Source organism: Phytohabitans sp. LJ34 (genome assembly GCF_052068095.1).
Classification (GTDB): Bacteria; Actinomycetota; Actinomycetes; order Mycobacteriales; family Micromonosporaceae; genus Phytohabitans.
Map to the genome: position 1 here is coordinate 39,381 of NZ_JBQHDG010000024.1, position 24,566 is coordinate 63,946.

General features: G+C 72.3%; 21 protein-coding genes. 13 read left to right on the top strand and 8 right to left on the bottom strand.

Translation table 11 applies throughout. The annotated features are described in order from the left end of the window. Positions 1–6 precede the first annotated feature (6 nt). Both ACTMTJ_RS35295 and ACTMTJ_RS35300 read right to left on the bottom strand, forming a co-directional pair. The gene (locus ACTMTJ_RS35295; RefSeq protein WP_441223027.1) at positions 7–1,632 is read right to left on the bottom strand and encodes an ABC transporter substrate-binding protein; all 1,626 of its coding nucleotides are present in this window, start codon (positions 1,630–1,632) and stop codon (positions 7–9) included. Positions 1,633–1,823: 191 nt separating this feature from the next. Continuing rightward, positions 1,824–2,414 carry a hypothetical protein gene (locus ACTMTJ_RS35300; protein ID WP_441223028.1) on the bottom strand — a complete coding sequence of 197 codons (591 nt, stop codon included), beginning with the start codon at positions 2,412–2,414 and terminating at the stop codon, positions 1,824–1,826. A gap of 100 nt (positions 2,415–2,514) precedes the next feature. Between ACTMTJ_RS35300 and ACTMTJ_RS35305 the strand changes: the two genes are divergently transcribed. Next, positions 2,515–3,525, top strand: a complete 1,011-nt coding sequence (locus ACTMTJ_RS35305; RefSeq protein ID WP_441223029.1) for a hypothetical protein — start codon at positions 2,515–2,517, stop codon at positions 3,523–3,525. A 13-nt stretch (positions 3,526–3,538) separates the two neighbouring features. Here the strand turns inward: ACTMTJ_RS35305 and ACTMTJ_RS35310 are convergent, their stop codons facing one another. Further along, positions 3,539–5,431: a CocE/NonD family hydrolase gene (locus ACTMTJ_RS35310; protein WP_441223030.1), complete on the bottom strand. Its 1,893-nt coding sequence runs from the start codon at positions 5,429–5,431 to the stop codon at positions 3,539–3,541. Between the two features lie 160 nt (positions 5,432–5,591). On the opposite strand from ACTMTJ_RS35310, the gene ACTMTJ_RS35315 reads away from it, so the two are divergent. Genes ACTMTJ_RS35315 through ACTMTJ_RS35330 form a run of 4 tightly spaced genes read left to right on the top strand, consistent with a single transcriptional unit; the run spans position 5,592 to position 11,122 of the window. Continuing rightward, positions 5,592–7,622, top strand: a complete 2,031-nt coding sequence (locus ACTMTJ_RS35315; protein WP_441223031.1) for a M6 family metalloprotease domain-containing protein — start codon at positions 5,592–5,594, stop codon at positions 7,620–7,622. After that, positions 7,619–8,026, top strand: coding sequence for a hypothetical protein (locus tag ACTMTJ_RS35320; RefSeq protein WP_441223032.1), 408 nt, complete (start codon positions 7,619–7,621; stop codon positions 8,024–8,026). The genes ACTMTJ_RS35315 and ACTMTJ_RS35320 overlap by 4 nt, the downstream gene beginning before the upstream one ends. After that, on the top strand, positions 8,023–8,580 hold the full coding sequence (locus ACTMTJ_RS35325; RefSeq protein WP_441223033.1) for a TlpA family protein disulfide reductase: 558 nt from the start codon (positions 8,023–8,025) through the stop codon (positions 8,578–8,580). The genes ACTMTJ_RS35320 and ACTMTJ_RS35325 overlap by 4 nt, the downstream gene beginning before the upstream one ends. A 10-nt stretch (positions 8,581–8,590) precedes the next feature. Then, positions 8,591–11,122, top strand: coding sequence for a M64 family metallopeptidase (locus ACTMTJ_RS35330; protein WP_441223034.1), 2,532 nt, complete (start codon positions 8,591–8,593; stop codon positions 11,120–11,122). A gap of 262 nt (positions 11,123–11,384) precedes the next feature. Here the strand turns inward: ACTMTJ_RS35330 and ACTMTJ_RS35335 are convergent, their stop codons facing one another. Further along, positions 11,385–12,614, bottom strand: a complete 1,230-nt coding sequence (locus ACTMTJ_RS35335; protein ID WP_441223035.1) for a PucR family transcriptional regulator — start codon at positions 12,612–12,614, stop codon at positions 11,385–11,387. Positions 12,615–12,777: 163 nt separating this feature from the next. Here ACTMTJ_RS35335 and ACTMTJ_RS35340 point away from each other — a divergent pair, with 163 nt between their 5' ends. Next, entirely contained in the window at positions 12,778–13,959 is a 1,182-nt protein-coding gene (locus ACTMTJ_RS35340; RefSeq protein ID WP_441223036.1) for a glycosyl hydrolase, read from the top strand. 29 nt (positions 13,960–13,988) lie between these two features. On the opposite strand, the gene ACTMTJ_RS35345 is transcribed toward ACTMTJ_RS35340, so the two are convergent. Next, on the bottom strand, positions 13,989–14,852 hold the full coding sequence (locus tag ACTMTJ_RS35345; RefSeq protein WP_441223037.1) for a UbiA family prenyltransferase: 864 nt from the start codon (positions 14,850–14,852) through the stop codon (positions 13,989–13,991). Positions 14,853–15,063: 211 nt separating this feature from the next. Here ACTMTJ_RS35345 and ACTMTJ_RS35350 point away from each other — a divergent pair, with 211 nt between their 5' ends. The 3 genes from ACTMTJ_RS35350 (at position 15,064) to prfH (ending at position 17,538) form a co-directional block, all read left to right on the top strand. Beyond that, a complete protein-coding gene (locus tag ACTMTJ_RS35350; RefSeq protein ID WP_441223038.1) occupies positions 15,064–15,696 on the top strand; it encodes an HNH endonuclease family protein in 633 nt (210 codons plus the stop codon). A 157-nt stretch (positions 15,697–15,853) separates the two neighbouring features. Continuing rightward, positions 15,854–16,933 (top strand): RNA ligase RtcB family protein, encoded by a 1,080-nt coding sequence (locus ACTMTJ_RS35355; RefSeq protein ID WP_441223039.1) that lies wholly within the window; start codon positions 15,854–15,856, stop codon positions 16,931–16,933. Further along, positions 16,930–17,538 (top strand): peptide chain release factor H, encoded by a 609-nt coding sequence (prfH, locus tag ACTMTJ_RS35360; protein WP_441223040.1) that lies wholly within the window; start codon positions 16,930–16,932, stop codon positions 17,536–17,538. Before ACTMTJ_RS35355 ends, prfH begins: the two co-directional genes overlap by 4 nt. Positions 17,539–17,782: 244 nt before the next feature. On the opposite strand, the gene ACTMTJ_RS35365 is transcribed toward prfH, so the two are convergent. Then, positions 17,783–18,385 (bottom strand): LuxR C-terminal-related transcriptional regulator, encoded by a 603-nt coding sequence (locus ACTMTJ_RS35365; RefSeq protein WP_441223145.1) that lies wholly within the window; start codon positions 18,383–18,385, stop codon positions 17,783–17,785. A 47-nt stretch (positions 18,386–18,432) separates the two neighbouring features. Next, the gene (locus ACTMTJ_RS35370) at positions 18,433–19,776 is read right to left on the bottom strand and encodes a sensor histidine kinase (RefSeq protein WP_441223041.1); all 1,344 of its coding nucleotides are present in this window, start codon (positions 19,774–19,776) and stop codon (positions 18,433–18,435) included. Between the two features lie 111 nt (positions 19,777–19,887). On the opposite strand from ACTMTJ_RS35370, the gene ACTMTJ_RS35375 reads away from it, so the two are divergent. From ACTMTJ_RS35375 to ACTMTJ_RS35385, 3 genes are read left to right on the top strand one after another with little or no spacing between them, the layout of a single operon-like run. After that, the gene (locus ACTMTJ_RS35375) at positions 19,888–20,613 is read left to right on the top strand and encodes a hypothetical protein (RefSeq protein ID WP_441223042.1); all 726 of its coding nucleotides are present in this window, start codon (positions 19,888–19,890) and stop codon (positions 20,611–20,613) included. Further along, a complete protein-coding gene (locus ACTMTJ_RS35380; RefSeq protein WP_441223043.1) occupies positions 20,613–21,473 on the top strand; it encodes an ABC transporter ATP-binding protein in 861 nt (286 codons plus the stop codon). Before ACTMTJ_RS35375 ends, ACTMTJ_RS35380 begins: the two co-directional genes overlap by 1 nt. Further along, a complete protein-coding gene (locus tag ACTMTJ_RS35385; RefSeq protein ID WP_441223044.1) occupies positions 21,470–22,987 on the top strand; it encodes a hypothetical protein in 1,518 nt (505 codons plus the stop codon). The genes ACTMTJ_RS35380 and ACTMTJ_RS35385 overlap by 4 nt, the downstream gene beginning before the upstream one ends. 114 nt (positions 22,988–23,101) lie before the next feature. Here ACTMTJ_RS35385 and ACTMTJ_RS35390 read toward each other — a convergent pair whose 3' ends face one another. After that, positions 23,102–23,971 (bottom strand): LysR family transcriptional regulator, encoded by an 870-nt coding sequence (locus ACTMTJ_RS35390; protein WP_441223045.1) that lies wholly within the window; start codon positions 23,969–23,971, stop codon positions 23,102–23,104. 75 nt (positions 23,972–24,046) lie between these two features. On the opposite strand from ACTMTJ_RS35390, the gene ACTMTJ_RS35395 reads away from it, so the two are divergent. Further along, complete coding sequence (locus tag ACTMTJ_RS35395) at positions 24,047–24,559, top strand: hypothetical protein (RefSeq protein WP_441223046.1); 513 nt, start codon at positions 24,047–24,049, stop codon at positions 24,557–24,559. Positions 24,560–24,566 lie beyond the last annotated feature (7 nt).

Genomic DNA, 24,566 nt, shown 5'->3' on the forward strand with positions numbered 1-24,566 from the left:
CGCGGGTCAGGCCGACACGCTCAGGTAGCGCAGCCGGGCCAGCCCGTCCATCGGCTGGACCCAGCCGCTCACCGACGAGCGGACCGGCAGGTTGAAGTTGGGCTGGCAGATGATGACCCAGGGCACGTCGGCGGCGAAGATCTCCTGTACCCGCTTCCACAGCGCCAGCCGCGCGGCTCCGTCCACTGTGGTGTGCGACTTCTCGTAGATCTGCTCGATCTCCGCGTTGGTGTAGTTGGCGTAGTTGAGGGCCGCGCCCTTCACGAAGCTCGTCGCCAGCATGTACTCGACGTCGTTGACCCACAGCTGGCCGGAGGTGAGCTGGAGCGGGATGTTCTTCTGCTGCCGCCGGCCGGCGAGCGTGGCCGGGTCGAGCGGGGTCAGCTTGAGCTCGATGCCGGCCTTGCGCGCCTCGCTCTGCACGAGCACCGCGATCTGCTGCTGGGTGGCGTTGTCGGTCTCGAAAACCAGCTCCGAGCTGATGGCCTTGCCGCCGAGCGCGGCCTTCGCCTTCTCGACGTCGTAGCCGAACGGGTAGCCGCTCTCGTCGTACCCCGGCATGTCCAGCGGGACCAGGCTCTTGGTGGGCCGGGCGTCGCCGCCGTACACGTTCGCGATGATCTGCTCGTACGGCACCGCGTAGGCGAGGGCCTTGCGGACGTTCACGTCGTCGAACGGCGCGGTCGTCACGGACATCTGGATCGCGACCTGCTCGTTGCTGGCGGCCGAGACCACCGTGATGCCGTCGGTCTTCTTGAGGTCGACGATGTCGCGCTGCCCGATGCCGAGCGCGACGTCGATGTCTCCGTTTTGGAGCTGGAGCCGCTGGTTGGAGCCGTCCGCCACGACCGCGATGCGGATGGTGGCGGCCTTGGCGGGGTCCGGACCGGTGTACCCCTTGTTGGCCTCCAGCACGATCTCCTGCCCCTGGGTGGCCTTGGTGACGTTGAAGTAGCCGCCGGTGGGCGCGTTCTTGGCGAGCCAGTCCTTGGCCCAGGGGTCGGCGTCGGTGGCGTGCTTCTTGGCTTCGACGGAGTCGAAGACGTACAGCGAGATGGCCTGGATCTGCCGGGTCAGCGCGCTCGGGAAGGCCTGGGTGAACGTGACCGTGTAGTCGTCGACGACCCGCACCTGGTCCGGCTCGGTGAGGCCGATAGTGCGGTAGACGCCGGCGACGTTGGCCTGCGCGGCGAAGGCGCGGTCCTTGGACCACTTGACGTCCGCGGCCTTCAGCTCGTTGCCGCTGGCGAACGTGACGCCCTTGCGCAGCTTGAGCGTCCAGGTCTTCTGGTCGGCGCTCGGCTCGAACGACTCGGCGAACGTCGGCGTGATGCTCTGCGTGTCGAGGATCTTCGACCCGCCGGCGTCGGTCACGCCATAGTCGATCATGTATGGGAACACGTTCTTGTACAGCATCAGGGCGGTCAGGTCGAACCCGACGAAGTCCTGGTCCCAGCTGCTGAGGTAGCTGGAGACGGCGATGCGCAGGGTGCCGGCGGCCGGCCCCGCCGACGCGGTGCCGGAGCCACCTTCCTTCTTCGAACCGGCGGCGCACGCGCCGGTGGCCAGCAGCAGCGCGACGCTGCCGCCGAGCTGGAGCACGGAACGGCGGGAGAGGCTTGAGTCAGCCATGGGACGTCCTTCCAGAACCGCGACCGGAGGTGGACCGCTCTCCGTGTTCTATCAGGCTTAAACTTCGTGAACAAGAGTGCGCGCGTTGTTCACGCCAACCTGTGTCCTAGCTGGTGGACAGGAGCCGCGCCCCAGCGGCACCACCGTTCACACACGTTCACACAAGCGTTACAGACGGATCGCCCGAACGGTCAGTCGATCGGGGTGGTGTCGAGCGTGTAGATGTACCGGCGGTCGCCGGAGACCACCACCTCCACCCGCGTGCCGTCGACGACCGCCTGGTACACCTCGTGCGGGACTTCCCAGCCGTAGCAGTCGTCGCTCGTGCCGTCGTCGACGCCCAGGAAGTGGATGTCGTACGGCTCGCGGGTCTCCCAGTGGTGGAAGGTGCGGACCTGGCAGGCGACCGCCACGCCGCGCACCGTGCGGCGGCCGGCGCCGCGCACGGCCCGCACGAAGTGCGTGGCGATCATGTACCACCACCAGGCCACGAACGAGAACGCCAGCGCGGCCCCGGCCCAGTCGTACAGCGTGCGGTCGCCCTCCGACAGCGCCCACCCGCCCAGCACCAGCAGGATCGGGCTGCCGATCAGCGTGAAGATCAGCAGGACCACGCCGTCGCGGCCGGTGCGGGCCGGGCTGTCCAGGCTCGGATAGCGGTAGCGGACGCGGACCGGGCGGCGCGGGACCCGGCCGCCGGCGTCCGACCAGGCCGTCTGGGACCACTCCTGGGCGTGGAAGCTCGGCGGTCTGGCCTGCGGGTGGATCTGGAACCGAGCCACGGCGGCATGGTAGCGACGCCGGGCAATGTGCCGATTCGGCTCCGCGGATGATCACGCCGCCATAGGCTGGAGTTCTGCGTACCTGAGCTAGGACTCAGCCATGGCAAAACGGATGGAACGGCGCGCGCCGCGCGGAGTGGACTACAGCGGGCGCCAGCGTGAAGAGGCGGACCAGCCGGCCTGGCGGCGCTGGTGGAACGGCGCCACCAAGACGATCGTCGGCGCGGGCGCGCTGGCTTCCGCGGTCGCCGCGATCGTGTCGCTCTGGCCGGCGCCGGACCCGGCGAACGCGGCGGCCTTCCACGCCGTACGGATCACGCCGGAGGTGCCGTTCAGCGAGTACCGCCAGCGGATCGCCACGGCGCACGGCACCGGCGAGGACACGTTCGGCATGGGCGGCTTACACCTGGCCGCCGCGGCGACCGCCGCCACGGGCGAGCCCGCACCCGAGTGGCCGCCGGAGCCGGCACCGGAGCCGAGCGACACCGCGCCGCCGGCGGACGCGACGTCTGTGCCTCCCACGACCTCCGCCCCGGAGTCGTCACCGGTTGAGCCCGCCGCCCCACTCCTCCAAGGGAGCGCGGTCGAGGTCGAACCCTCCGCGGACAAGGGCCAAACCTTGCGCGTCGACCCGAGGCGGATATGCGATCACATGAAGACGTTCGCTTCCGCGTGCCGCGCAAACCCCGGCTTGGCGGCTCAATATGCGGACAGCACGCTCCCGAGCGCGTCGCCCACGCACGGCGTCGAGCAGGAGGAGCGAGGTGCGGCTGGGGTCGACAACATCTTCCAGCAGGCGCGCAAGGTGCCGGCCGACGAGAGCGAACCGCTCGGCGTGGTGGTGACCGTCGAACTCGAGCTGACCGGCATGCGTGACCGGCCGGCCCACCTCTCGTGGTCGATGTGGCAGCAGGGCGGCGCCCGCCGGCTGCACGGCGAATGGCTGAACACCAACCTCGCGTACCGGCTCGTCGCGACGTCGGACCGGGACACCGCCAGCCTCGACTTCTGGATCCCGCTCCCGCCCGAGCACGGGGCCTACTTCATCCGCTCGGTGCTCGCTGTCGACGGGGCGACGGTCGCCAGCGCCGACAGCGAGACCTTCAAGTGACGAAACCGAGGGGTCAGAGGCCCGCGGCGTGCGCGGCGGCCGTGCCACCGACCACCGGGAGCACCACGTTGCTCGTCTTGAGCGCGACGTCGAGCCGGGCGCGGGTCTGGTCGACCTGGCTGGAGTACTGCGGGTAGCTGCCCACGATGACGACGCCGATCCGGTGTCCGGGCTGGAACACGTAGTCTTCGGGCAGCATCGGGAAGCTGTAGTTGTACGCCTGGCCGGGCACCAGCGGCACCGCCGTGCGGATCGACTGGCGGTTTAGTGCGTCCTGGATGCCCTTCGTCACCAGCTCCACATCGGACGTCGCCACCCGCTTCTGGGTCTGCTTGTAGCAGGGGTCGTCGGTCGGGCTCGTCTCACCCCAGCAGTCCTGCGTGTCGAGCGTGATGATGCCCTCGCCCGAGGCGCGGTGGTTGACCCGCTCGGCGGCGCCGTAGTCGACCAGGATCGCACCGAGGTTGGTGTCGGTCTGGTCGGCCGTCACCCGCAGTTGCACCACGGGCGTACCCGAGATGTGCAGCGGCGCGGTCAGTGGCGCGGACAGGAAGGCGAGCCGGTTCGGCTGTACCAGGTCCGGGTTGAGGATCATCGTGTTCTGGCTCTGGGTCGGACTGTCCTGGAAGGACCGCGTGGTGGGCGACGCGACCGGCACCACCTTGAGCCCGCCGGCGCCGCCGGTGCCGGGCTGGAGGAAGACCTCGGTGTCGGCCTTGCCGGGCACCGGCCAGTCGGCGTACGTCTCCCACACGTCGGCCGAGCGCTCGATGTCGACGCGCGGCTCGTCCATGATGCCGTTGGCCACGCCATGCAGCCAGAAGTCGAACCAGCGGTGCAATGTGGACACCCACACCGCGCGCCGCGAGTCGAACGGGTCGACGTGCCCCTCCTGGGAGAGCCACAGCTTGCGCGGCACATCGTTCTCGGCGAGCGCGTACCAGAACTTGCTGAAGTGGTCGGCCCGCACGTTGTCGTCGTTGAGGCCGTGGTAGAGCAGCACGCTGGCGGTCATGTTGGGCACCTTCTTGACGTAGCTGCGCTCGTTCCAGAAGGCGGTGTAGTCACCGGTCTCGTCGCCGTCCGCGGCGGCGATGCGGTCGCGGGTCGGCTGGCAGTAGGCCCGCCGGTCGGGGTTGGTGACGATGTTGGCGAGCGACGCCACGTAGCTGTTGCCCCGGGTGACGACGCCGTTGCTGCGCACGTAGTCGTAGTACTCGGTCGGCCCGCTGATCGGCACCACGGTGGTCAGGCCCGGCACGCCGGTCACCGCGGTCGCCATGGCCAGCGAGCCGTCGTACGACTTGCCGATCATCGCGCTCTTGCCGTTGTGCCAGTCGGCCGTGACGACCTGGCCGGCGGCGTTGCGGGCGGTGGCCCGGCCGTTGAGCCAGTTGATGGCCTGCTTGGCGCTGAGGTTGTCCTCGTTGGCGTTGGTGGTCGGGCAGCCGGTGGAGTTGTTGGTGCCGACCATGTCCAGCAGGATCACCGCGTAGCCGCGCGGCACGAAGTAGTTGTCGTAGAAGAGCGGCCACTTGTCGAGCAGGCCGTCGCCGTCGAGGTCGGCCTTGCACTCGGCCTCGTTGCCCCGGCAGAGCGTGGAGTAGTACGGGCTGGCGTCCATGACGACCGGCACCTTGAGGCCGTCGAGGGTCGCCTTTGGACGCATCACGTCGAAGGCGATGATGTCGCGCAGCCCGTCGCGGTCGCTGTCGAATGTGGAGTCGATGAACAGCCGCTCGCGGATCGCGTCCGTGTAGCCGAAGACGGGCTGGGTGACACCGCCGGAGACGACGATCGACGGAACGTCCGCCGCGAAGGCGGGGCTCGTCCCGCCCAGGACCGCGACGGCGGCCACCGGTAGCAGGGCAACGGCGACGCGGAACAGCCTGCCGGAGCGACTCATGCATCCTCCCCTATGCCAGTTGTGCGTACGTTATGGCAAAGCGGCCGGGGTGGGATCAGTCAGATGTCGAAACCGCGTCCATGATCTACCGGCAGATGTACAGTGACGCGCTACTATCCGTGCCCATAAATTCACGATCACCTCCGTGAAGGGTGGCGTGATGGGCCTTCAGTTCAAGCGGCGCGCGGCCCTTGCCGCCGCCCTCGCGACCGTACTCGTCGCCGCCGTGGCCACCCCGGCGGCGGCCGCGCCCGGCAATCCGGCCGGCGGCACCGGCCCGTTCGACGTGCTCGACCCGCAGGCCTGGCAAAACCCGGACACCATGACCTGGGACGACTGGACGGCGGTCCCGGGCAAAAACTGGGCCGACCCGTCGGTGGCCGGGTCCACGCGCAACTTCAAGATCGCGCTGGTCACGCTGGACTACCCGGACCAGCCGTTCGTGGTCGCGCAGCGGGCCCGCTCCACGCTCTTCGGCAACCCGCAGGCGACCGCGCAGAACATCCCGCGCGACCAGGTGGCCACCTTCTACCGCGACTTTCTCAACACGCCGAACACCCTGAACAAGGGGCACACCCTGCACGAGTACTGGATGCAGGACTCGAACGGCCGCTACGGCGTCGACCTGACCGGCTTCGGGCCGTACCAGATGCCGGCGAAGTCCTACCAGTACGGCATCGACAACGGCTTCAACCCCGGCGGGTGCCCGGCCGGCGAGCAGTGCGCCCGCAACATCCGCACCGACGGGCTCGGCGCGTGGCGGGCGGCCGTCGGTGACGCGGTCGCCGACTCGTACGAGCTGGTCTTCATCCTCTCCGCCGGCCAGGACGAGTCGTCGACCTGGCAGGAGTTCGGCCAGATGATGTTCCAGACCAAGGAGGACGTGCCGGACGCGTGGGGCCCGCCGGACCCGGCCCTGCCCAACTACGCGCGCACCCGATACGTCGAGTGGACCTCGTGGAAGGCCGCCTCCTCCATCTGGCCGAACGCGGGCGGCGGCTCGTCGACCCAGGCGGAGAGCTCGGGCATGGGCGTCTACGCGCACGAGCTGACCCACCTGCTGAGCATCGGGGACAACTACAACAACCCTTATGGGGTACCGCTGAGACGCGCGTACACCGGCATCTGGAGCATGATGTCGCGCGGCTCGTTCAACGGGCCGGGCGGGCCGCACACCCGCTGGCAGATCCCGCCGGTCAACGGCGGCTCGATGGGCTCGCTGCACGTCGTCCGCGACAAGATCAAGATCGGGCTGCTCGGCGAGGAGCACCTGCTGCGGCTCTCCCGCGAGGCGCTCGCGTCCTCGGGCCTGGTGGTCGCCCAGGTCACCGCCCGCGCCGTCGACGCCGGGCCGAAGGGGCTCACCGGCATCAACATCGCGATGAACCGCGACAACTCGCCGGCCTGCGTCGTCAGCGAAAACCCGCTCTGCGACGGCGGCGGCTACAACAACTACACCGTCGAGGTCGTCGACCGGATGGGCGCTGACTCGTTCACGCCGGACAGCGGGGTGCTGATCAGCAAGACGAAGAACGCGGACAGCGCGCCGTTCGTCTGGGTGATCGACGCGAACCCGCAGGACATCGACATGATCGACTTCTACCAGCCCAACGGCACGCCGCAGAAGATCACCATGGGCGACTACCGGCAGCTGTCGGACGCGCTCTTCCACGCCGGTACCCGGTCGGGCAGCGAGTACGAGTACGTCGACGAGGCCAACCGGCTGCACTTCTACGTGCTCGACCTCAAGCGCGACGCGAGCGGCGTGCTGTCGTACACGGTCGCGGTGCGGTCGCTCGACGGCACCGGCGGGCCGAGCACGCACGGCGTCGACCTGGGCGACGGCCGCGTCACCACCAGCGGCAAGCCGACCGGCCGGGGCGTGACCTGCTCGTTCGAGCTGACCAACACCGGCACCTGGTCGGCCGGCGGGCAGCAGCACCCGGAAACCGTCACGCCGTACCTCAAGTCGGACGTATACCGCCTCTCCGCGGACATCGGGCAGATCGGCTGGCGGGTCGAGGTGCCGAACGCCCTCGCCGCGGTCCCGTACGGCAAGAAGACCACCGTGAAGGTATCGGTCGGGGCGACCGCCGACGCGGCCGCGCGCGGGTTCGCCAAGCTGACCGCCACCTCGGTCAGCGACCCGACCAAGACGGTCACGGAGACGTGCCACCTGGAGAAGGATTGATCCTGCGTTACGGCGTGGCCTTGCTGCTCGCGGCCGCGGTGGGTGGCTGCGGGGGCGAGGCCGCGTCGGCGACGACGGTCCGCGTCCTCGTGCGCGACATCAACATCCGCGAGGAGGGCGTCGACTGCGCCGGCACCGGGGCGTACACGTTCTTCCACAACCGGGCGCCGTTCAAGGTCGTCGACCTCGACGGGCGGACGCTGACCGACGGCAAGCTGCCGCCCGGCAAGGCGGTGCGCACGTTCGAGGAAGACCTCGAAGTCGACCGCGTCCCGACGTACTGCGAGTTCGCCGTGTCGGTCTCGGTGCCGTCGCGGGCCGGCTACCAGCTCGTCGTCGACGACGAGTCGCCGATCCCGCTCCGGCCCGACGCGGACTCGCTCGTCGCGGTGGTGCCGTCGTGAGGGCCGTGGCGGTACTTCTGGCCGTTGTGCTCGGCGTCGCGGCGTGCGACGGTGGAGACCCGGCGACGCCGGCCGGCGGGGCGGCCACGCTGCCCGGACCGGTCCCGGCCGGCCTCGCCCTGCGGCCCGTGCCGCCCGGCACGCCGAGCGCGCCCGTCTTCACCGGCACGCTCACCGACGGCACCGGTCTCGCCGCCGCCGACCTCTGGGCGGAGCGGCCGGTGGTCCTGCTCTTCTTCAGCTCGTGGTGCACCACCTGCGCCGAGCGGCAGAGCGCGCTGAGCGAGCTCGCCCGCGGCCTGCGCGACAGGGTCGTCTTCGTCGGCGTGGTGACCGAGGACGAGCCCGCGGATCTCGACTCCTACCTGCGGTCGCACCGCGCCGAGTTTCCCGTCGTGGTCGACACGGACGGCACGATCTCCCGGTCGTACGCCGTCCGCGAGCCGGGCGCCGTGGTGCTCGTCGCCAAGGGTGGCGCGCTGCTGCGCGGCTGGCCCGGCGGCCTCGACGCGTCCACATTGGATACCCGTATCCGCGAGCTTCTCCTGGGGTGAGGTGGGTCCGTTGCGACAGAGAGCGTTCCTGATGATGGCGGCTGTGGCGGGGGGATTGCTGGTCGCCACCCCGGCGCGGGCGCAAGAGCAGCCGCTGCCCGAGCCGAAGGTGCACCCGATCCAGGTCACCGGCCCGGCCGCCGACCGGCTCAACCTCGTCATCCTCGGCGACGGCTACCAGGCCGACCAGCAGAGCATCTTCCTCGCGGACGTCGACCGCAACCTCGCGGTCATGTGGGCCACCGAGCCGTTCCGCACCTACCGCGACTACATCAACGTGTACGCGGTCGAGATCGCCTCCATCGACTACGGCGTCCGCTGCGACCCCGACGGGCGGGTGCGCCACCCCGACGGCACCATCCGCGACACCGGCGTGCGCGAAGGCCCGATCGACGGCAAGCGCACCGCGCTGCGCATGATCTTCCAGAACGGCTGTGCCGACCCGCTCGCCCGCGGCACCGTCTACGGTGGAGCGCCGGTCGGCTGCGAAAACGACGCCGCGTACTACCCGCCGGGCGTCAACCCGTGCGAGACCGGGACGCAGGCACACAACCGCATCCTCGAGTCGTACGTGGTGCCCGCCCTCGGCATCCCGCGCACGTCGCAGAACCTCCAGACGCTCGCCATCTTCAATACGTTCACGTACGGCGGGATCGGCGGCACCAACGCCACCACGTCCGGCGGCTCGCCGCAGGGTCCGCTGATCTCGCTGCACGAGCTCGGCCACTCGCTCGGCACGATGGCCGACGAGTACCCGTACTCCTCCCGCGACGTGGTGCGCCCCTGCTACACCGGCGCCGAGCCGAGCAGCTTCCACCACACCGTGTACACCGACCCCGCGCGGATGGTCGCCGACCAGCACAAGTGGTGGCGGTGGGTGGGCGAGGAGAGCCTGTCCGGCGGCACGATCGGGCTGCACGAGGGCGGCGGCATGTTCCCCTGTGGACAGCGCCGGCCGAGCGAGCACTCCATCATGCGGTGGATCGGCTTCGACTGGGACCAGATCGGCCGCGAGCACATGGTCGCCCGCATCACCGGGCGGCGCAACGCCGGCCAGATGGCCCTCCAGCACACTCCACTGGGGACGGTGCCGTCCGATGGCGTGCTGTGGGTGGAGACCGGCCATCCGCGATACCACGAGCTCCAGGTGACCTGGCGGGTCGGCGGCACCGTCGTCGGCACGGCGGACAGCCTCGACCTCGCGTCGTTGGGCCTGCCGGCCGGCACCGCGGTGCGGGTAGAGGTGCGCGACCCGGTCGGGCCGGACGGGATCGACTGGGTGCGCAACCCCTCCACCGGCGACAGTGCCACCAACTCCGGGTACAACGGGCCGCGCTTCGTGCAGACTCGCGAGTGGACGGTCGGCGCGCCGGGCGTGACGCCGACACCGGCGGCCGCCGAGATCACCTCTTCGACGATGACCACGCAGCCGGTCGCCGGCGACGAGGTCGTCTTCGTGGAGACCAACCACCCCTCCGACCGCATCCTCGACGTGGCCTGGACGCTGGACGGCAAGGCGGTGCCCAACCCGGGGAACAGCCGCCGCCTCGACCTCGGCGCGCTCGACCTCTCCGCCGGCACGCACAAGCTCGTCGCGACGGCGACCGACCCGGCCGGCGCCTCGGACTCGGTCGAGTGGACCGTCGACAACGCGCTGCCGACAGCGCCCCGCCGGCTCTCCACACCGCTGGCCACGCTGCCCGGCGCGCTGGAGCACCCGGTCTACTTCGACGGCTGGGACATGTGGCTCGAGCCGCGCGACGACCAGACCGGGCGGTACGTGGTCGGGCAGTTCCGGCTCGACAAGGACGGCTGGTTCAACTACTTCGGCTTCCCGGAGCAGCCGATGCCGGCGTCGCCGTTCCAGTTCCGCCACTCGGGCACGAACGTGAAGGCACTGACCTACGGCAACCTCGGCACGGGCGGGCTCTCCCGGGCCACGTTCGAGCAGACGCTGCCCGACGACCACCCGAGCGGCGGCTTCGTGCCCGGCTTCGGCACCCACCTGGTCGAGCACCGCGCGATCGACCCGGCCGGCAACATCGGCCCGGCGGCGAGCTACCGCGCCACCGTGATCCCCGGCGCCTCCCCCGCCTGCACCCGGACGCTGACCGGCCGCCAGGGCTCGGTCACCGTCACCTCGGGCGTGACCTGCCTGACGAACGCCCAGGTGGCCGGCCAGGTGACGGTACGCGCGGGCGCCTCGCTGGTGGTCCGGCAGAGCACGATCGGCGGCACGCTCGTCGCGACCCGCGCCCAGGCGGTGCAGGTCTTCGGCTCGACGGTCAGCGGCGCGGTCCAGCTCACCGGCACCACCCGCGACGTGACGGTCGCCGGCAGCTCCTTCAACGGCGCGGTCGTCCTGACCGGCAACACCCAGGTCACGGCCAACGAACGCTACAGCCGCCTCGCCGGCCCCTACGGCCCGTTGCTGGTCGGCAACCGAGTCAACGGCGCCCTGATGTGCGCGGGCAACAGCTCCCGCCCCAGCGACTTCGGCGCCCCGAACACCGTCCACGGCGCGAACGCCTGCCGCACCTGACCCCCGGTGACGGGATGGCGGCCCGCCACCGCCATCCCGCTCCCCACGCCCGACCATGGTGTCCATGGTGATCGCCGAGATCGGGAGAGCTACCGCGATGTCCGCGGTGGTCCATGCCGCTGCTCCCGCGGCCTCACCCGTCCGTCGTTGGTCGGACGGCCGAAGATTTCGGCGAGCCTTGGCGAGCCGCCGGCCGCAGCGGTCTCCGGCGGGAGCGGCGGTCCGCGGCTGACGCGAACCCGGGAAACTTTTGTTTGGGTCGTCAGGCGCTGGGCCGGTAGTCGCCGGTCAGGCGGGCCAGCTTGAGCGCCAGGTGGAGGCAGAGGCGTTCGTTGCCGTCCTTGAGGTCGGTCTCGGCCAGCTGCTCCACCCGGTGCAGGCGGTAGTAGAGCGTGGTGCGGTGCAGGCGCAGGCGTTCGGCGGTGGCGTGGGCGTTGCCGGCCAGGTCGAGGTAGGCCTCGAGCGTCTCCAGCAGCGCCTGGTTGGCCTCGTCGTCGAGCAGGCGGCGCAGTCCGGGGTGGACGGTGGCCACGTCGAGGTGGCGACCCTCCATCTGCGACAGCATGCGGTAGATGCCCAGGTCGGTCCAGGAGATCGTCGGGCCCAGCGCGGGCAGCCGCACGCCGACGCGGGCCGACTGGACGGCCTCGTCGTACGAGTGGATGGCGTCGGCGAGGCGGGGGCGCGGTGCGCCGACGCCCACGACCACGCGGGCGACCTCGGGCAGGTCGCCGATCGCGTTGCGCAGGCCTTCGCGGAGGTATCCGGCGGCGGCCTCGGCGGATGGGCGGCCGGCGACCTGGCCGCCGCGGACCAGCAGCACGCCCTGGTCGTGGCGGAGCAGGTGGAGCGCGTCGCGGACGCCGAGCCAGCGGCGGGTGGCGACGAGCGCCTGCTCCAGCGCGATGCCGGCGTCCTCGTCGAGCACCTGCCCGCGCGCCGGGACGAGCTGGGCGACGATCGCGGTGGCCGGGCCGTCGGCGGTGACCACGCCGTCGCCCAGCAGCGACTTGACCATCTCCTCGCGGGTGAGCGGGTTGTCCGACAGCAGGGTGCGGGCCGCCTCGGCCTCGCGCTGCGAGGCCAGCTCGCCGAGCAGGTTTTCCCGGTAGAGGGCGAGCGACAGGTCGCCGGTCGCCCGCCTGACCACGTCGATGTCCGCGTCGGTCATGCCGCCGTCGTCGATGAACCACACGTATCCGAGCAGGCGGTCCTGGTGGACGATCGGCACGCAGAGGCGGGGCAGCAGGTCGAGCTCGGGGCAGGCCGGCGTGCGGACCGGCACGCGCGCCTTGAGGATGCCGAAGCCGCGCAGCCACGAGACGACCTCGGGCGTGGTGTGCCGGCGCAGGATCGAGGAGCGGCGGACGTCGTCCATCGTGCCGTTCTGCTCGCTGTAGACGACCACCCGGTGGCGGCGGTCCTCGATCAGCGCTGGCCGGCCGACCCGCGCGGCCATCGTGTCGACGATGCCTTGCAGCTCCAGGTTCATGCCGCTCCCCGACCGGTCGTGGCCTGCGTGGCGGCGCCGACCGCCGGCGAAACCGCCGGTCATTACCCTCGACCCCATCCGCCGCCCGCGCAAGGGTCCGACGCAGGGAATCATTCCGGCCGATGTTGACTGGTATCGACATACGTCACTACGCTCGGTGGTCATGCGGAGGACCGGTGCCCTCGTCGCCCTCCTGGTGGCCGTGCTGGTCACGCCCGCCCCGGCCGCCGCCGGGAGTGGCGGGCCGGCGGTCTGCGGGCACCCGCCGCGAACCGCCAACCGCCACGCGACCGCCGAGGCCGTGCGCCTGCACGCGTACCTGTGGACGCTCACCTGCGGCCACCGCCGCGGCGTCCTGTCCGGACAGAACGTCGGCCACGGCCCGCAGGCCCTCGACCCGGACGGCTGGTTCGGCTACCCGCGGCTGGTCGAGCGGCTGGCCGCCGACACCGGCGAGCGGGTCGCGGTCGTCGGGCTCGACTACGAGCACGACCAGGTCTTCACGCCGGCCCAGCTCGCCGCCGGCAACAGCGTGCTGGTCGACCACGAGCGGCGCGGGGGTCTGGTGCAGGTCACCTGGTCGCCGCTGAGCCCATGGCTCAACGACGAGCGGGACATCGCCGGCCATCCGGGCCAGTGGACCGGCACCCGCACCGACGCGGGCCAGCTCGCCGGCGTCGACGACCTGCGCGACCTGCTCGACCCGACCACACCCGCCGGTGAGGTGTGGCGACGCAAGCTCGCCCGGGTGGCCGACGCGCTCACCACACTCCGCGACGCCGGCGTGGTGGTGCTGTGGCGGCCCATGCAGGAGATGAACGGCTTCTGGTTCTGGTGGGGCTCCACCGTCCACGGTGACGACGCGTCGCCGTACGTCGACATCTGGCGGCACATGTACCGCTACCTCACCCACACGCGCCGGCTGGACAACCTGCTGTGGGTGTACTCCCCCGCCTCCAGCCAGCTTGTCTACGCGGGGCAGCCGGTGCCCGGCATCAAGCCGGCGGCGTGGGCGTATCCCGGCTCGGACGTGGTGGACGTGGTCGCCGGCACCGCGTACCACGACGAGCTGGCCATCACCGACTACCGCGACCACCTGCGCCTGCCCGAGGTGGTGGCGGCCGGCGAGTACTCGGCGGGCCTGCTCGGCGCCCACGACCGGGCCGGCGACCTGGACACGACGCTCTACGCCACCCGCCTGCGCGAGGACTATCCGGCGGTCGCGTACTGGGTCTCCTGGCACGACTACCCGTGGTCGGCGACCGAGGCGGCCTGGCTGTCGCTGGCCGCCAACCGGCGGGCGGGTGACCTGCTGACGGACAGGTACGTCGTCAACGTGGGCTGAGCCGGGGGACGCGGGCGAAGACGTCGGTGTCAGCCGACCGCGGCGGCGAGGAAGTCGGCGGCCGGGACGCCGAACGCGACCGACACGGCCGCCATGCGCGGGATGGAGGGCCGGCGGGCCGCGACCGCGTAGACCGCGACGAGGACCGGCGCGGCGGCGGTCTGAAGCGTCCAGGAGTCGCGCCGCACGATGAGGTCGAGGTGGCAGGTGGCCAGCCAGACCGCGTTCGCCGCGGTCCACAACCCGAGGCCCACCAGGTAGCACACCCGCGGCGTCCAGCGCACGGCGATCGTCGTGTCACCCGCCGCCACATCCGCCGCGCGGTCCATCACCGTCGTCGGCAGGTACAGCGCCGCGGCCAGCAACAGTCCCAAAAGGACCATGACCGGCGGGTACTCCACGACCGGCCGCTGGAGCGACCACCCCGCCAGCGGTGCCAGGACGCCGACGACGAGCGCGTTCACGGCGACGTCCGCGCCGGGGCGGGCCTTGAGCCGGATCGGTGGCACGCTGTAGAGCCAGCCGAGCAGCAGCACGATCGCGGTGCCCGCGGCGAACATCGGCCCGGCCGCCACCGCGACGCCGACGGCCGCCACGCCGCCCCACCGGTATCCGCGGACCAGGTCGGCCTCGGTCAACACGCCGGTCACCAGGGGCGCGGTCGACTTGCGGGGATTGCGGCGGTCGCTCGGCAGGTCGTGCAGGTCGTTGACGGCCAGGACCGCGCCCCAGATCAGCGGCCCGAGCACCACGCCGGCGGCCACCGCCTCGGGCACCGCGCCGGGCGGCGGCACCCAGCGGCCGGCCGCGAGCACCCAGCCCAGGTACGCGCCGCCCCACCCCAGCGGCCAGAACCACGGTCGGGTCAGGCGGATCGCGGCCCACGCTCTCATGCCGCGAGCCTCGCCGAGCCAGCCTTTGAGTCCGCTGAGAGCCGCTGAGAGGACGCTGAGCCGGCGGCGATTTTCACACGACGTTCACGCGGTCGTTTCGGGCTCGGTGGGGTCCATGCTAATAAATCTGACATTGATCTATGTGTCCGTCGCCGCGTCCCCAGCCGGAACACCCCCGTCCGGCCGCGGCGGCGCACAGTCAGGAGTCCAGATGGCTCGCGTCCTGAAGGCCGGCGGCGCCACCCTTGCCGCCGTCGTCGCGCTCCTCGCGCTCGCCGCCACACCGGCCGGCGCCACCCCGCCCAACATCCCGTCGTACAGCACCGCCGTGAGCCGGCTCGCCGCGCTCACCGTGGCGGCGGAGTCGCACCAGTCCACGTACGACCGTGACCTCTTCCCGCACTGGATCACGATCACCGGCTCGTGCAACACCCGGGAGCAGGTGCTCAAGCGGGACGGCACCGGGGTCACCGTGGACAGCAGCTGCTACCCGACGTCGGGTTCGTGGCGCAGCCCGTACGACGGCGCCACCTGGACCAACCCGGCGGACGTCGACATCGACCACATGGTGCCCCTGTCGGAGGCCTGGGCGTCGGGCGCGTGGGCCTGGACCACCTCGCGGCGGCAGACGTACGCCAACGACCTCGGCGGGCCCGAGCTGTGGGCGGTCACCGACAACGTCAACCAGTCGAAGGGCGACCAGGACCCGGCCACCTGGCAGCCGTCGGTGGCGTCGTTCCGCTGCACGTACGCGCGGGCGTGGATCCAGGTGAAGTACTACTACGGCCTCAGCGTCGACAGCGCCGAGAAGACCGCGCTGAACGGCATGCTGGCGACCTGCTGACGCGGCTTTGACGAGCGGGCCCGGCCGCGCGGCCGGGCCCGCTCACCACGGTGGAAAACCGCTTGCCGGACTAGGGCGGCTCGGGTGATCGTGGTGGGCATGACGTTCTGACCTCACGTTGAGCCCCGTGTCCGCCCTTTCCGTGAAGTGAGCGTCTTTGTCTACCGTCTCCGTGTTCGCCGCCGCTGGCAGCTGGATCGAGTCCGACGCCGTCGCGCAGTGCCACCAGGTCGCCGCGCTCGACGGGATGCTGCACGTCGCCGGCATGCCCGACCTGCACCCCGGCAAGGGCGCCCCGATCGGCGCGGCCATGTCCTCCACCGTGCTGTACCCGTTTCTGGTCGGCTCGGACATCGGCTGCGGCATCGCCGTGTTTCCGATCCGGCTCAAGCGCGCCGTGCCGGAAAAGCTCGCCGCCCGCTTCCCCGACCTCGACGTGCCGCTGGACCCCTCGGCCGCCGGCGACGGCATTCCCGCCGGCTACGTGGACGGCCTCGGCACGGTCGGCCGGGGCAACCACTTCGTGGAGCTGGCCCGCGTCGACACCGTCGCCGCACCCGAGCACGCGGACCGTCTCGGGCTGGCCGCCGGCGGGCTCGTGCTCATCGTCCACAGTGGCTCCCGAGGGCTGGGCGAGCGGATCCTGCGCGCGCACACCGAGGCGCACGGCGCCGGCCCCGCGCCCGACCCCGCCGCCTACCTGACTGCGCACGACGAGGCCGTGCGGTGGGGCTCACTCAACCGGCGGCTGATGGCCGCCCGGGTCGCGGACGCGTTGGGCGCCGAGCCCGCCGACCCGATCGTCGACGAATGCCACAACTCCGTCGAGGTCCGCGACGGCGTCTACCTGCACCGCAAGGGCGCGGCGCGGGGCGACGGGCGCGACGTCCTGGTCGCCGGCACCCGCGGCACGCGCTCGTACCTCGTCGCCGGTCACGCCGGCCCGGAGGCCAACCACTCGGTGGCGCACGGCGCGGGTCGCAAGATGTCGCGCGCCGACGCGCTGCGCCGCGGCCGGGCCAAGCACACGGTCGAGGAGCTGCGCCGCACGCCGGTGGGTTCGCTGGTGGTGTGCGGCGACCGGCAGCTGCTCTTCGAGGAGGCGCCCACCGCCTACAAGCGCATCGAGCAGGTCGTCGCCGACCTCGTCGACCACGGCCTGGCCACGCCGATCGCCACCACGGTGCCGCTGGTCACGTACAAGACGGCACACAACGGATCGGCGCGCCGGCGGTGAGCGTCCACCTGTTGCTGTCCGCCGGCCGCGGCCCGCGCGAGTGCGCGTGGGCGCTGGCCCGCCTGGTAGACCGGCTGGAGGCCGACGCCGCCCGGCGCCGGGTGGCGACCCGGCGGGTCGAGACCGTGGCCGGTGACCGTCCCGGCACCTACCGCTCGGTGCTGCTGGAGGTCACCGGCGACGGCGCCGAGGCGTTCGCGGCCTCCTGGACCGGCACGCTGTGCTGGCAGGCACCGAGCCCCTACCGGGCCAGCGCCGGCCGCAAGAACTGGTACGTCATCGCCCAGCCGTGCGAGGTGGACGCGCCGCGGACGGTGTTCGCGGAAGGCGACGTCGAGATCGTGCCCTGCCGCACCGGTGGACCCGGCGGACAACACCGCAACAAGGCCAGCACCGCGGTGCGCGCCACCCACCGTCCATCCGGGACGGTGGTGGTGGTCGACACGGAACGCCACTTCAGCCTCAACCGCCGCACCGCGCTGCGCCTGCTCCGCGAACGCCTCGAGCGCGGCGACGAACAGGCCGGGCGCTCGCTGACCACGGCCCGGTGGCGGATCCACGACGAGCTGGTGCGCGGCGACCCCACCCGGATCGAACGCCCATAGCCGCGTCCGCTCCGGCCACCGGCAACGCGCCGTTCGAGATCTACAGAGCTTTCGAAGTCGGGTGGCTCGACCCCTGAATCACTTATTTGGACAAAGACTTGGGCTACCGCGACGTCCGCCGTGGTCCATGCCGTTGCTCCCGCGGCCTCACCCGTCCGCCGCTGGTCCCGCTCACCCCTTCCGCCCTGCGCCCAAGAGGGCAGCCCTCTGTACACCCCGCACCGCCCCCATCGGTTCCACGCTTTCACCGCGCGGGCGGTGAGCTGCTGCGCAGGTAGGTCAGCACGGCCAGCACGCGCCTGTTGGTGTCGTCGGTGGGTGGCAGGTCGAGCTTGGCCAGGATGTTGCCCACGTGCTTGCCGACGGCGGCCTCGGAGACCACGAGGGTGCGGGCGATCGCGGCGTTGGAGTGGCCCTCGGCGACCAGCGCCAGCACCTCGCGCTCCCTTGTGGACAGGCCGGCCACGGGATCGCTGCGGCGGCGCAGCAGCTGCCGCACCACGTCCGGGTCGACGACGGTGCCCCCGCCGACCACCTGGCGGAGCGCCGCGACGAACTCCTCGACGTCGACCACCCTGTCCTTCAACAGGTAGCCCACCTTGCGGCCGTCGCCGGAGTCGAGCAGCTCGGTCGCGTAGCCCTGCTGCACGTACTGGCTGAGCACCACCACCGCCAGCCGCGGGTCGGCGCGGCGCAGCTCGACGGCGGCGCGCAGCCCCTCGTCGGTGAAGGTGGGCGGCATCTTGATGTCGGTCACCACCAGCTCGGGATGGTGCTCGGCGACGGCGGCCCGCAGCTCAGCCGCGTCGCCGACCGAGGCGACCACCTCGAAGCCGAAGCGGCCCATCAGCCCGGCGAGCCCTTCGCGCAGCAGCACGCCGTCTTCGGCGAGGACTACGCGGACGGAAGGTCGGCTTTGCTGCACGGTAGCTCCACGCGGACGAGGGTCGGCCCACCGGCCGGACTGGACACGAACATGCGACCATCGACAACCGACACCCGGTCGGCGAGCCCGGTCAGGCCGCTGCCGCGGGCCGGGTCGGCGCCGCCCCGACCGTTGTCGCGCACCTCGAGCGCCAGGATGTCGCCATCGCGGGTGGCGGTGATGGCGGCCGCGGTGGCGCCGCTGTGCTTGGCCATGTTGGCCAGCGCCTCGGCGGCCACGAAGTAGGCGGCCGTCTCCACGTGCGGCGGCGGCCGCGCGGGCAGGTCGGTGCGGACGGTCACCGGGATCGGCGCCTGGTCGGCCAGCTCGCGCAGCGCGGCCGGCAGCCCGAGGTCGGTCAGCACCTGCGGGCGGATGCCGTGGATCAGCTCGCGCAGCTCCGCCATCAGCTGCTTGGCCTGCTCGTGCGCGCTGGCCACCGCGTGGCCGGCCGGCGTCTCCGGGGGCAGGTCGAGGCGGGCCAGGCCGAGCTGGAGGGTGAGGCCGACGAGCCGCTGCTGGGCGCCGTCGTGCAGGTCGCGCTCGATCCGGCGGCGCTCGGCCTCGAACGCGTCGACGAGCCGGGCCCGCGACCGCGACACCTCGACGAGCTCGGCGCGCAGCTGGGAGCCGGCGCCGGCCGACAGCAGCGCCCGCGCCACCGCGGCGTGCGCGCCGGCGAGCAGCGCTAGCAGGTAGGGCACGGCGGGGAGCAGCGCGATGCCGGCCACCGCGAACGGCACCGTGTCACCGACCGTGTTCACCTCGCCCACGCCGAGCGAGACCGGGCCGTTGTCGGGGACGAGCAGCGGGCTGGCCGCCCACACGACGATCAGGACCACCAGCATCAGCGCGGTCAGGTAGGCCATCGGCATCACCGTGCACAGCAGCACCGCGTAGCCCAGCTCGCGCCAGGTGGCCGCCTCGGTGTAGCGCGTGCGCAGCCACGGGCCCGGCCCGACCCCGGGCGGCCGCCGGTGGCCCGAGCCGACCGGCCGGCTGTCGACGAGGCGCAGCCGGCGGCGCTCCACCGCGGCCAGCGGCAGCGCCACCGCCGGCCCGACCACGCCCACCAGCAGGGCGCCGGCGACCAGCAGGAGCGCCAGCCCCGCGAGTGACGGCCCGTCCCACTCCGCGAGACGCAGGAGCAGCGCCGCCCAGGGCGCGGCGAGCAGCGCCAGCGGCACGCCGACCGCGACCATGAGCGGCGCGGTGGTCAACAGGTAGGCGACCGACCGCCACGGCCACCCGGAGGCGAGGAACCGGCGCCGGGCGACCGCCTCGATCGCGGTCTGCGGCATCGGTGCGGGCATCAGCCCACGCTATCCGGTGCACCCGGCCGGCCGCGGTATACCTAGCATTACCTTTGGTTCGGTATCTAGGAGTAGTGCTCTGGGCCGGCGCCGCGTGATGTGCTCCGCCCCATGCGTTTTTTGCCATTGCTCACCCTCGCCGCCGTCCTGGCCGCGGCCGGCTGCTCCGACGTCCGCGCGGTCAACGAGTCCCGCGACGACCGGCGCGAGTTCCCCTTCACCGGCGAGCGGCTCGTCGTCGACAGCGGCGGGGCCGATCTGCGCCTGGTGGCCGGCGACGACGGCGCGGTCGACGTGGAGCGCTCGCTGACCGGCAAGGCCACAGTGGACGGCAACGCGTCCTGGGCGCTCGACGGCGACACGCTGCGGCTGCGGGTGGAGTGCAGCGGCTTCGTGCCCGACTGCGGCGGCCGGCACATCGTGCACGTGCCCGGCGGCGTCGCGGTCGAGGTGCGCAGCGACGCGCCGGTGCGGGCGGTCGGGCTCGGCGGCGACCTCACCGCGACCGTCCGCGACTCCTGGCTGCGGGTCGAGGATCCGGCCGGCTCGCTCCGCCTACAGGCCGCGTTCGACGTCGACGTGACCGGCGCCCGCTCGGCGGAGGTCGTCGCCCGCTCCACCGACCGCGACGTCAGCCTCGCCTTCGCCGGGCCGCCCAGCCGGGTCGACGCGCGGGGTGCCGGCGCGGTGGAGGTCACGCTGCCGGACGGGCCGGAGACCTACCGGGTCAGCGCCTCGCCGAAGGGTGACGCGATGCGCGGCGATCCGGCCAGCGGGCGGGTCGTCACCGCGGTCGCCGGCGACGGACACGCCGCCCGCGTGCGAAAGGGAGCCTGATGTTCGAGCTGGTCGACGTCACCAAGGTCTACAAGGGACAAAAGCGGGCGGTCGACGGCGTGACGATGCGGTTCGGCACCGGCGTCGTCGGCCTGCTCGGCCCCAACGGCGCGGGCAAGTCGTCGCTGATGCGGATCGCCGCCACGGTCACCCGGCCGACCGGCGGGCGGGTGCTCTTCGAGGGCACCGACGTCGTCGCCAGGCCGGACGTGCTGCGCCGCCACCTCGGCTACCTGCCGCAGGACTTCGGCGTGTACCCCAACCTGACGGCCCGCGAGTTCCTGGGGTACCTCGCGGCGGTCAAGGGGCTGTCGGCCCGGTCCGCCCGGGTCCGGGTCGACGAGCTGTTGCGCCTCGTCGGCCTGACCGAGGCGGCCAAGCGTCCTCTGGGCAAGTACTCCGGTGGCATGCTGCGCCGCGTCGGCATCGCGCAGACACTGCTCGCCGACCCCCGGGTGCTGGTCGTCGACGAGCCGACCGCCGGCCTCGACCCGCAGGAGCGGGTCCGCTTTCGCAACCTGCTCAGCGAGCTCGCCGCCGACCGGCTGGTGCTGCTCTCCACGCACATCGTGTCCGATGTGGAGTCGGTGGCCGACGACATCGCGATCGTGGCACGGGGCCGGCTGCTCCGCCGGGGCACACCGGAGCAGCTGCTCCAGGCCGTGGCGGGGCACGTGTGGGAGACCGTGGTGGCGCCGGAAACGGTCCCGGCGGTGCAGGCCCGGCACACGGTCAGCCGCATGGTCCGCGTCGACGGCGGTGTGCGGTTGCGGCTGCTCTCCACCACCCGGCCCGACCCGGATGCCACACCTGTCGCACCCGACCTGGAGGACGCCTACCTCGGTGTGGTGGCGGCATGACGCCGCGGGTGCTGGCGGCGCTCGCGGTGGCCGACTTCCGCGAGCGGGTGCGCCGCCCGTCGTACGCGGTGGTGCTGCTCGCCGCCGTAGGACTCGGCTACCTGGCCGCACCCGCCGCCGGTGCGCATTGGACGATCGTCAACGCGGGCGACCACCGCGGCGTCTACAACAGCGCCTACGTCGGTGCGGTCACCGCCCTCGCCGGTGCGCTGTGGCTCTCGGCCGCCGGCTTCTACGTGGTGCGTACGGCGATCGCCCGCGACGAGCGGACCGGCGTCGGCCAGCTGCTCGCCGCGACCCCGCTGCGCACGCCGGCGTACCTCGTCGGCAAGTTCCTGAGCAACCTGCTGGTGCTCGGCTCGATGGCGGCGGCGCTGGCCGGCACCGCGCTGGTGATGCAGCTGGCGCGCGGCGAGTCGCGGGCGCTCCACCCGGTCGACCTCGTGCTGCCGTTCCTGCTCTTCACGCTGCCGGTGCTGGCGCTCACCGCCACCGCGGCGGTGCTCGTCGAGACGATTCCCGTGCTGCGCACCGGCTTCGGCAACGTGGTGTGGTTCTTCGTGGCGCTCACCGGCATGGTCGCCGGGCAGTCGGCCGGTGCTCCGCTGGGCGGCCTGGGCGTGCACGTGTTCGCCGCGTCGCTGCGCGACGAGTTCGCCGCGCACGGCGTCGGGGTCACCGAGGTCGCGATCGGCCTGATGTACGCGGACGACCCGCCCCGCGCGGTCGGGTTCGCGAGCGTCGACTTCACCGCCGCCTTCGCCGGCCAGCGGCTCGTCGCGGTGCTGCTGGCGGTCGCGGTGGCGGCGGTGCCGGCCCTGTGGTTCGGCCGCTTCGACCCGGCCCGCTCAGCCGCCCCGGCCGCCCCCGTGGCGCCCACGGTTACCGCCACGGCACCTCTCGTTTCGTACCAGATGATGTCGAAGGCCGAGCGGCGACGAGGCCGCGGCTTGCTGACCGGAGAGACGCGGATCCTGGCCGGTGGGATTTCGCGGTGGTGGTGGCTGGGCGTCGCGGCGCTGGTGGTGGCCGGCGCGGCGGCGCCGACGCGGGCGTCCGGGCCGCTGCTGATCGCGGCCTGGATCTGGCCGGTGCTGGTCTGGTCGCGGCTGGGCACGCAGGCCGCGGAGGCCGGCGTCGAGGGGCTGCTCGGCGCCTACCCGTCGCCGGTGCGCCGCGCGCTCGCGCAGTGGCTGGCCGGCGTGGCGCTCACCGCGCTGGTCGGCGCCGGCGCGGGCGTGCGGCTGGCCACGGCGGGCGAGCTGGCGGGCTGGCTGGCCGGCGTGGCGTTCATCCCGGCGCTCGCGCTGGCGCTGGGCGTGGTGAGCCGCACCCACCGGCTGTTTCAGGCCGTCTATCCGCCACTCTGGTACGCGGTGCTCAACGACGTCCGCGGCCTCGACTACATGGGCGCCCTGCCCGGCGGCCCGCCACCGGTCGCCGTCGCCGGCGCGGCGGCGCTGCTCGTCACGGCCGCCCTCGCCACGGTGGCCGCCCGCCACGCCCGCCGCTAGGGCGGTGGGCCATACCGGCGCTGCTCGTCACGGCCGCCCCCGCCACACTGGCCGCCCGCCGCTAAGGCCGCCGGCTTCGCCGGCCCGGTGAGCGCCACCGCACACCCGGTGGCCCTAGGCCGAGCGCGCGGTCTCGGCGAGCGCGGCCAGCAGCGCGGCGGTGGCCGGTGGGTCGGGCGGCTCGCCGTACGTCGCGGCGTAGACGTGGCGGCGCGAGCCCGGCAGCTCGGTGGCGACGACGCCCTTGACCCGCTGGGTGCGCAGCGCCAGGCCGGGGATCACGGTCGCGCCGAGGCCGGCGGCGACGAGCGTCTGCATCACCACCATGTCGTCGGAGATGTAGCCGATCCGCGGCTCGAAGCCCTCGTCGGCGCAGAGGGACAGGAGGTGGCTGCGACACCGTTCGCAGCCGGCGATCCAGGTCGCGTCGCGCAGGGTGGCGAGCCGCTGCCCACGGCGGCTCGACAGCAGGAACAGCGGGTCGTTGAGCAAGTGGTGCAGGCGGACGCCGTCCGGCTCGGGCTCGGTCTCGTCGTAGCGGAAGATGACCGCGACGTCGATCGTGCCGGCGCGCAGCAGCTCCAACGCCTCCGGCGGGTGCGTGTCGACGAGGCTGACCTGGAGGTTGGGGTGGCGGCCGGCCAGCGCGGCCAGGGCCGCCGGCACCAGCGACCCGATCACCGACGAAAAGCCGGCCAGCCGCACCCGCCCGGCGGTCAACCCCACGTGCGCGGCAAGCTCCGCACCGGCCGCGTCGATCCGCCCGATGATCTCGGCCGCCCGGTCGGCGAGCAGCCTGCCGGCCTCGGTGAGCCGGATGCCGCGCCCCACCCGCTGGAACAGCTGCGCGCCGGTCTCCGCCTCCAGCCGGGCCAGGTGGTGGCTCACGGTCGGCTGCGTGTAGTGCAGCTCCTTCGCCGCGGCGGTGACCGAACCGTGGCGGGCCAGGGCATCGAGGACACGCAACCGGGAAACGTCCAGCATCCATCGAGCATATCTATGGTTCAGCACGAAACCTGGCATTAGACATATGGATCGGCCGCGCGCACGCTGATTCACATGACGACGACACAGATCCGCCCCACCACCGAGCTCGCCGGCCTCGTCGACGGCGTCCGCACCGCCATCGCCGCACACGTCGACTGGGCCGCCACCGCGCGGCTCGTCGCCGAGCAGCTGCGCCGCCACCTACCCAGCCCGGACGTGCTCACCGCCGAACAGCGCCTCGGCTCCGCCGACGGCTACGGCAGCCACACCCTGCACGTCGAGCCCGACGGCTCCTTCTCGATCCTCGCGATCGTGTGGCGGCCGGGCCAGATCACCCGCATCCACGACCACCTGACCTGGTGCGTCTTCGGCGTGATCCAAGGCGTGGAGCGGGAGGAGCTCTTCGACGCCGACCTCAATCTGATCGGCCGCAGCGACAACAAGACCGGCGAGGTCAGCGGCTTCGCCCCGCCCGGCGACATCCACCGCGTCCACAACACCACCGGCGGCACCGCGATCTCGATCCACATCTACGGCACGGACGTGACCCGCGTCGGCTCGAGCGTCCGCCGCTACTACGACTAGAGACCTT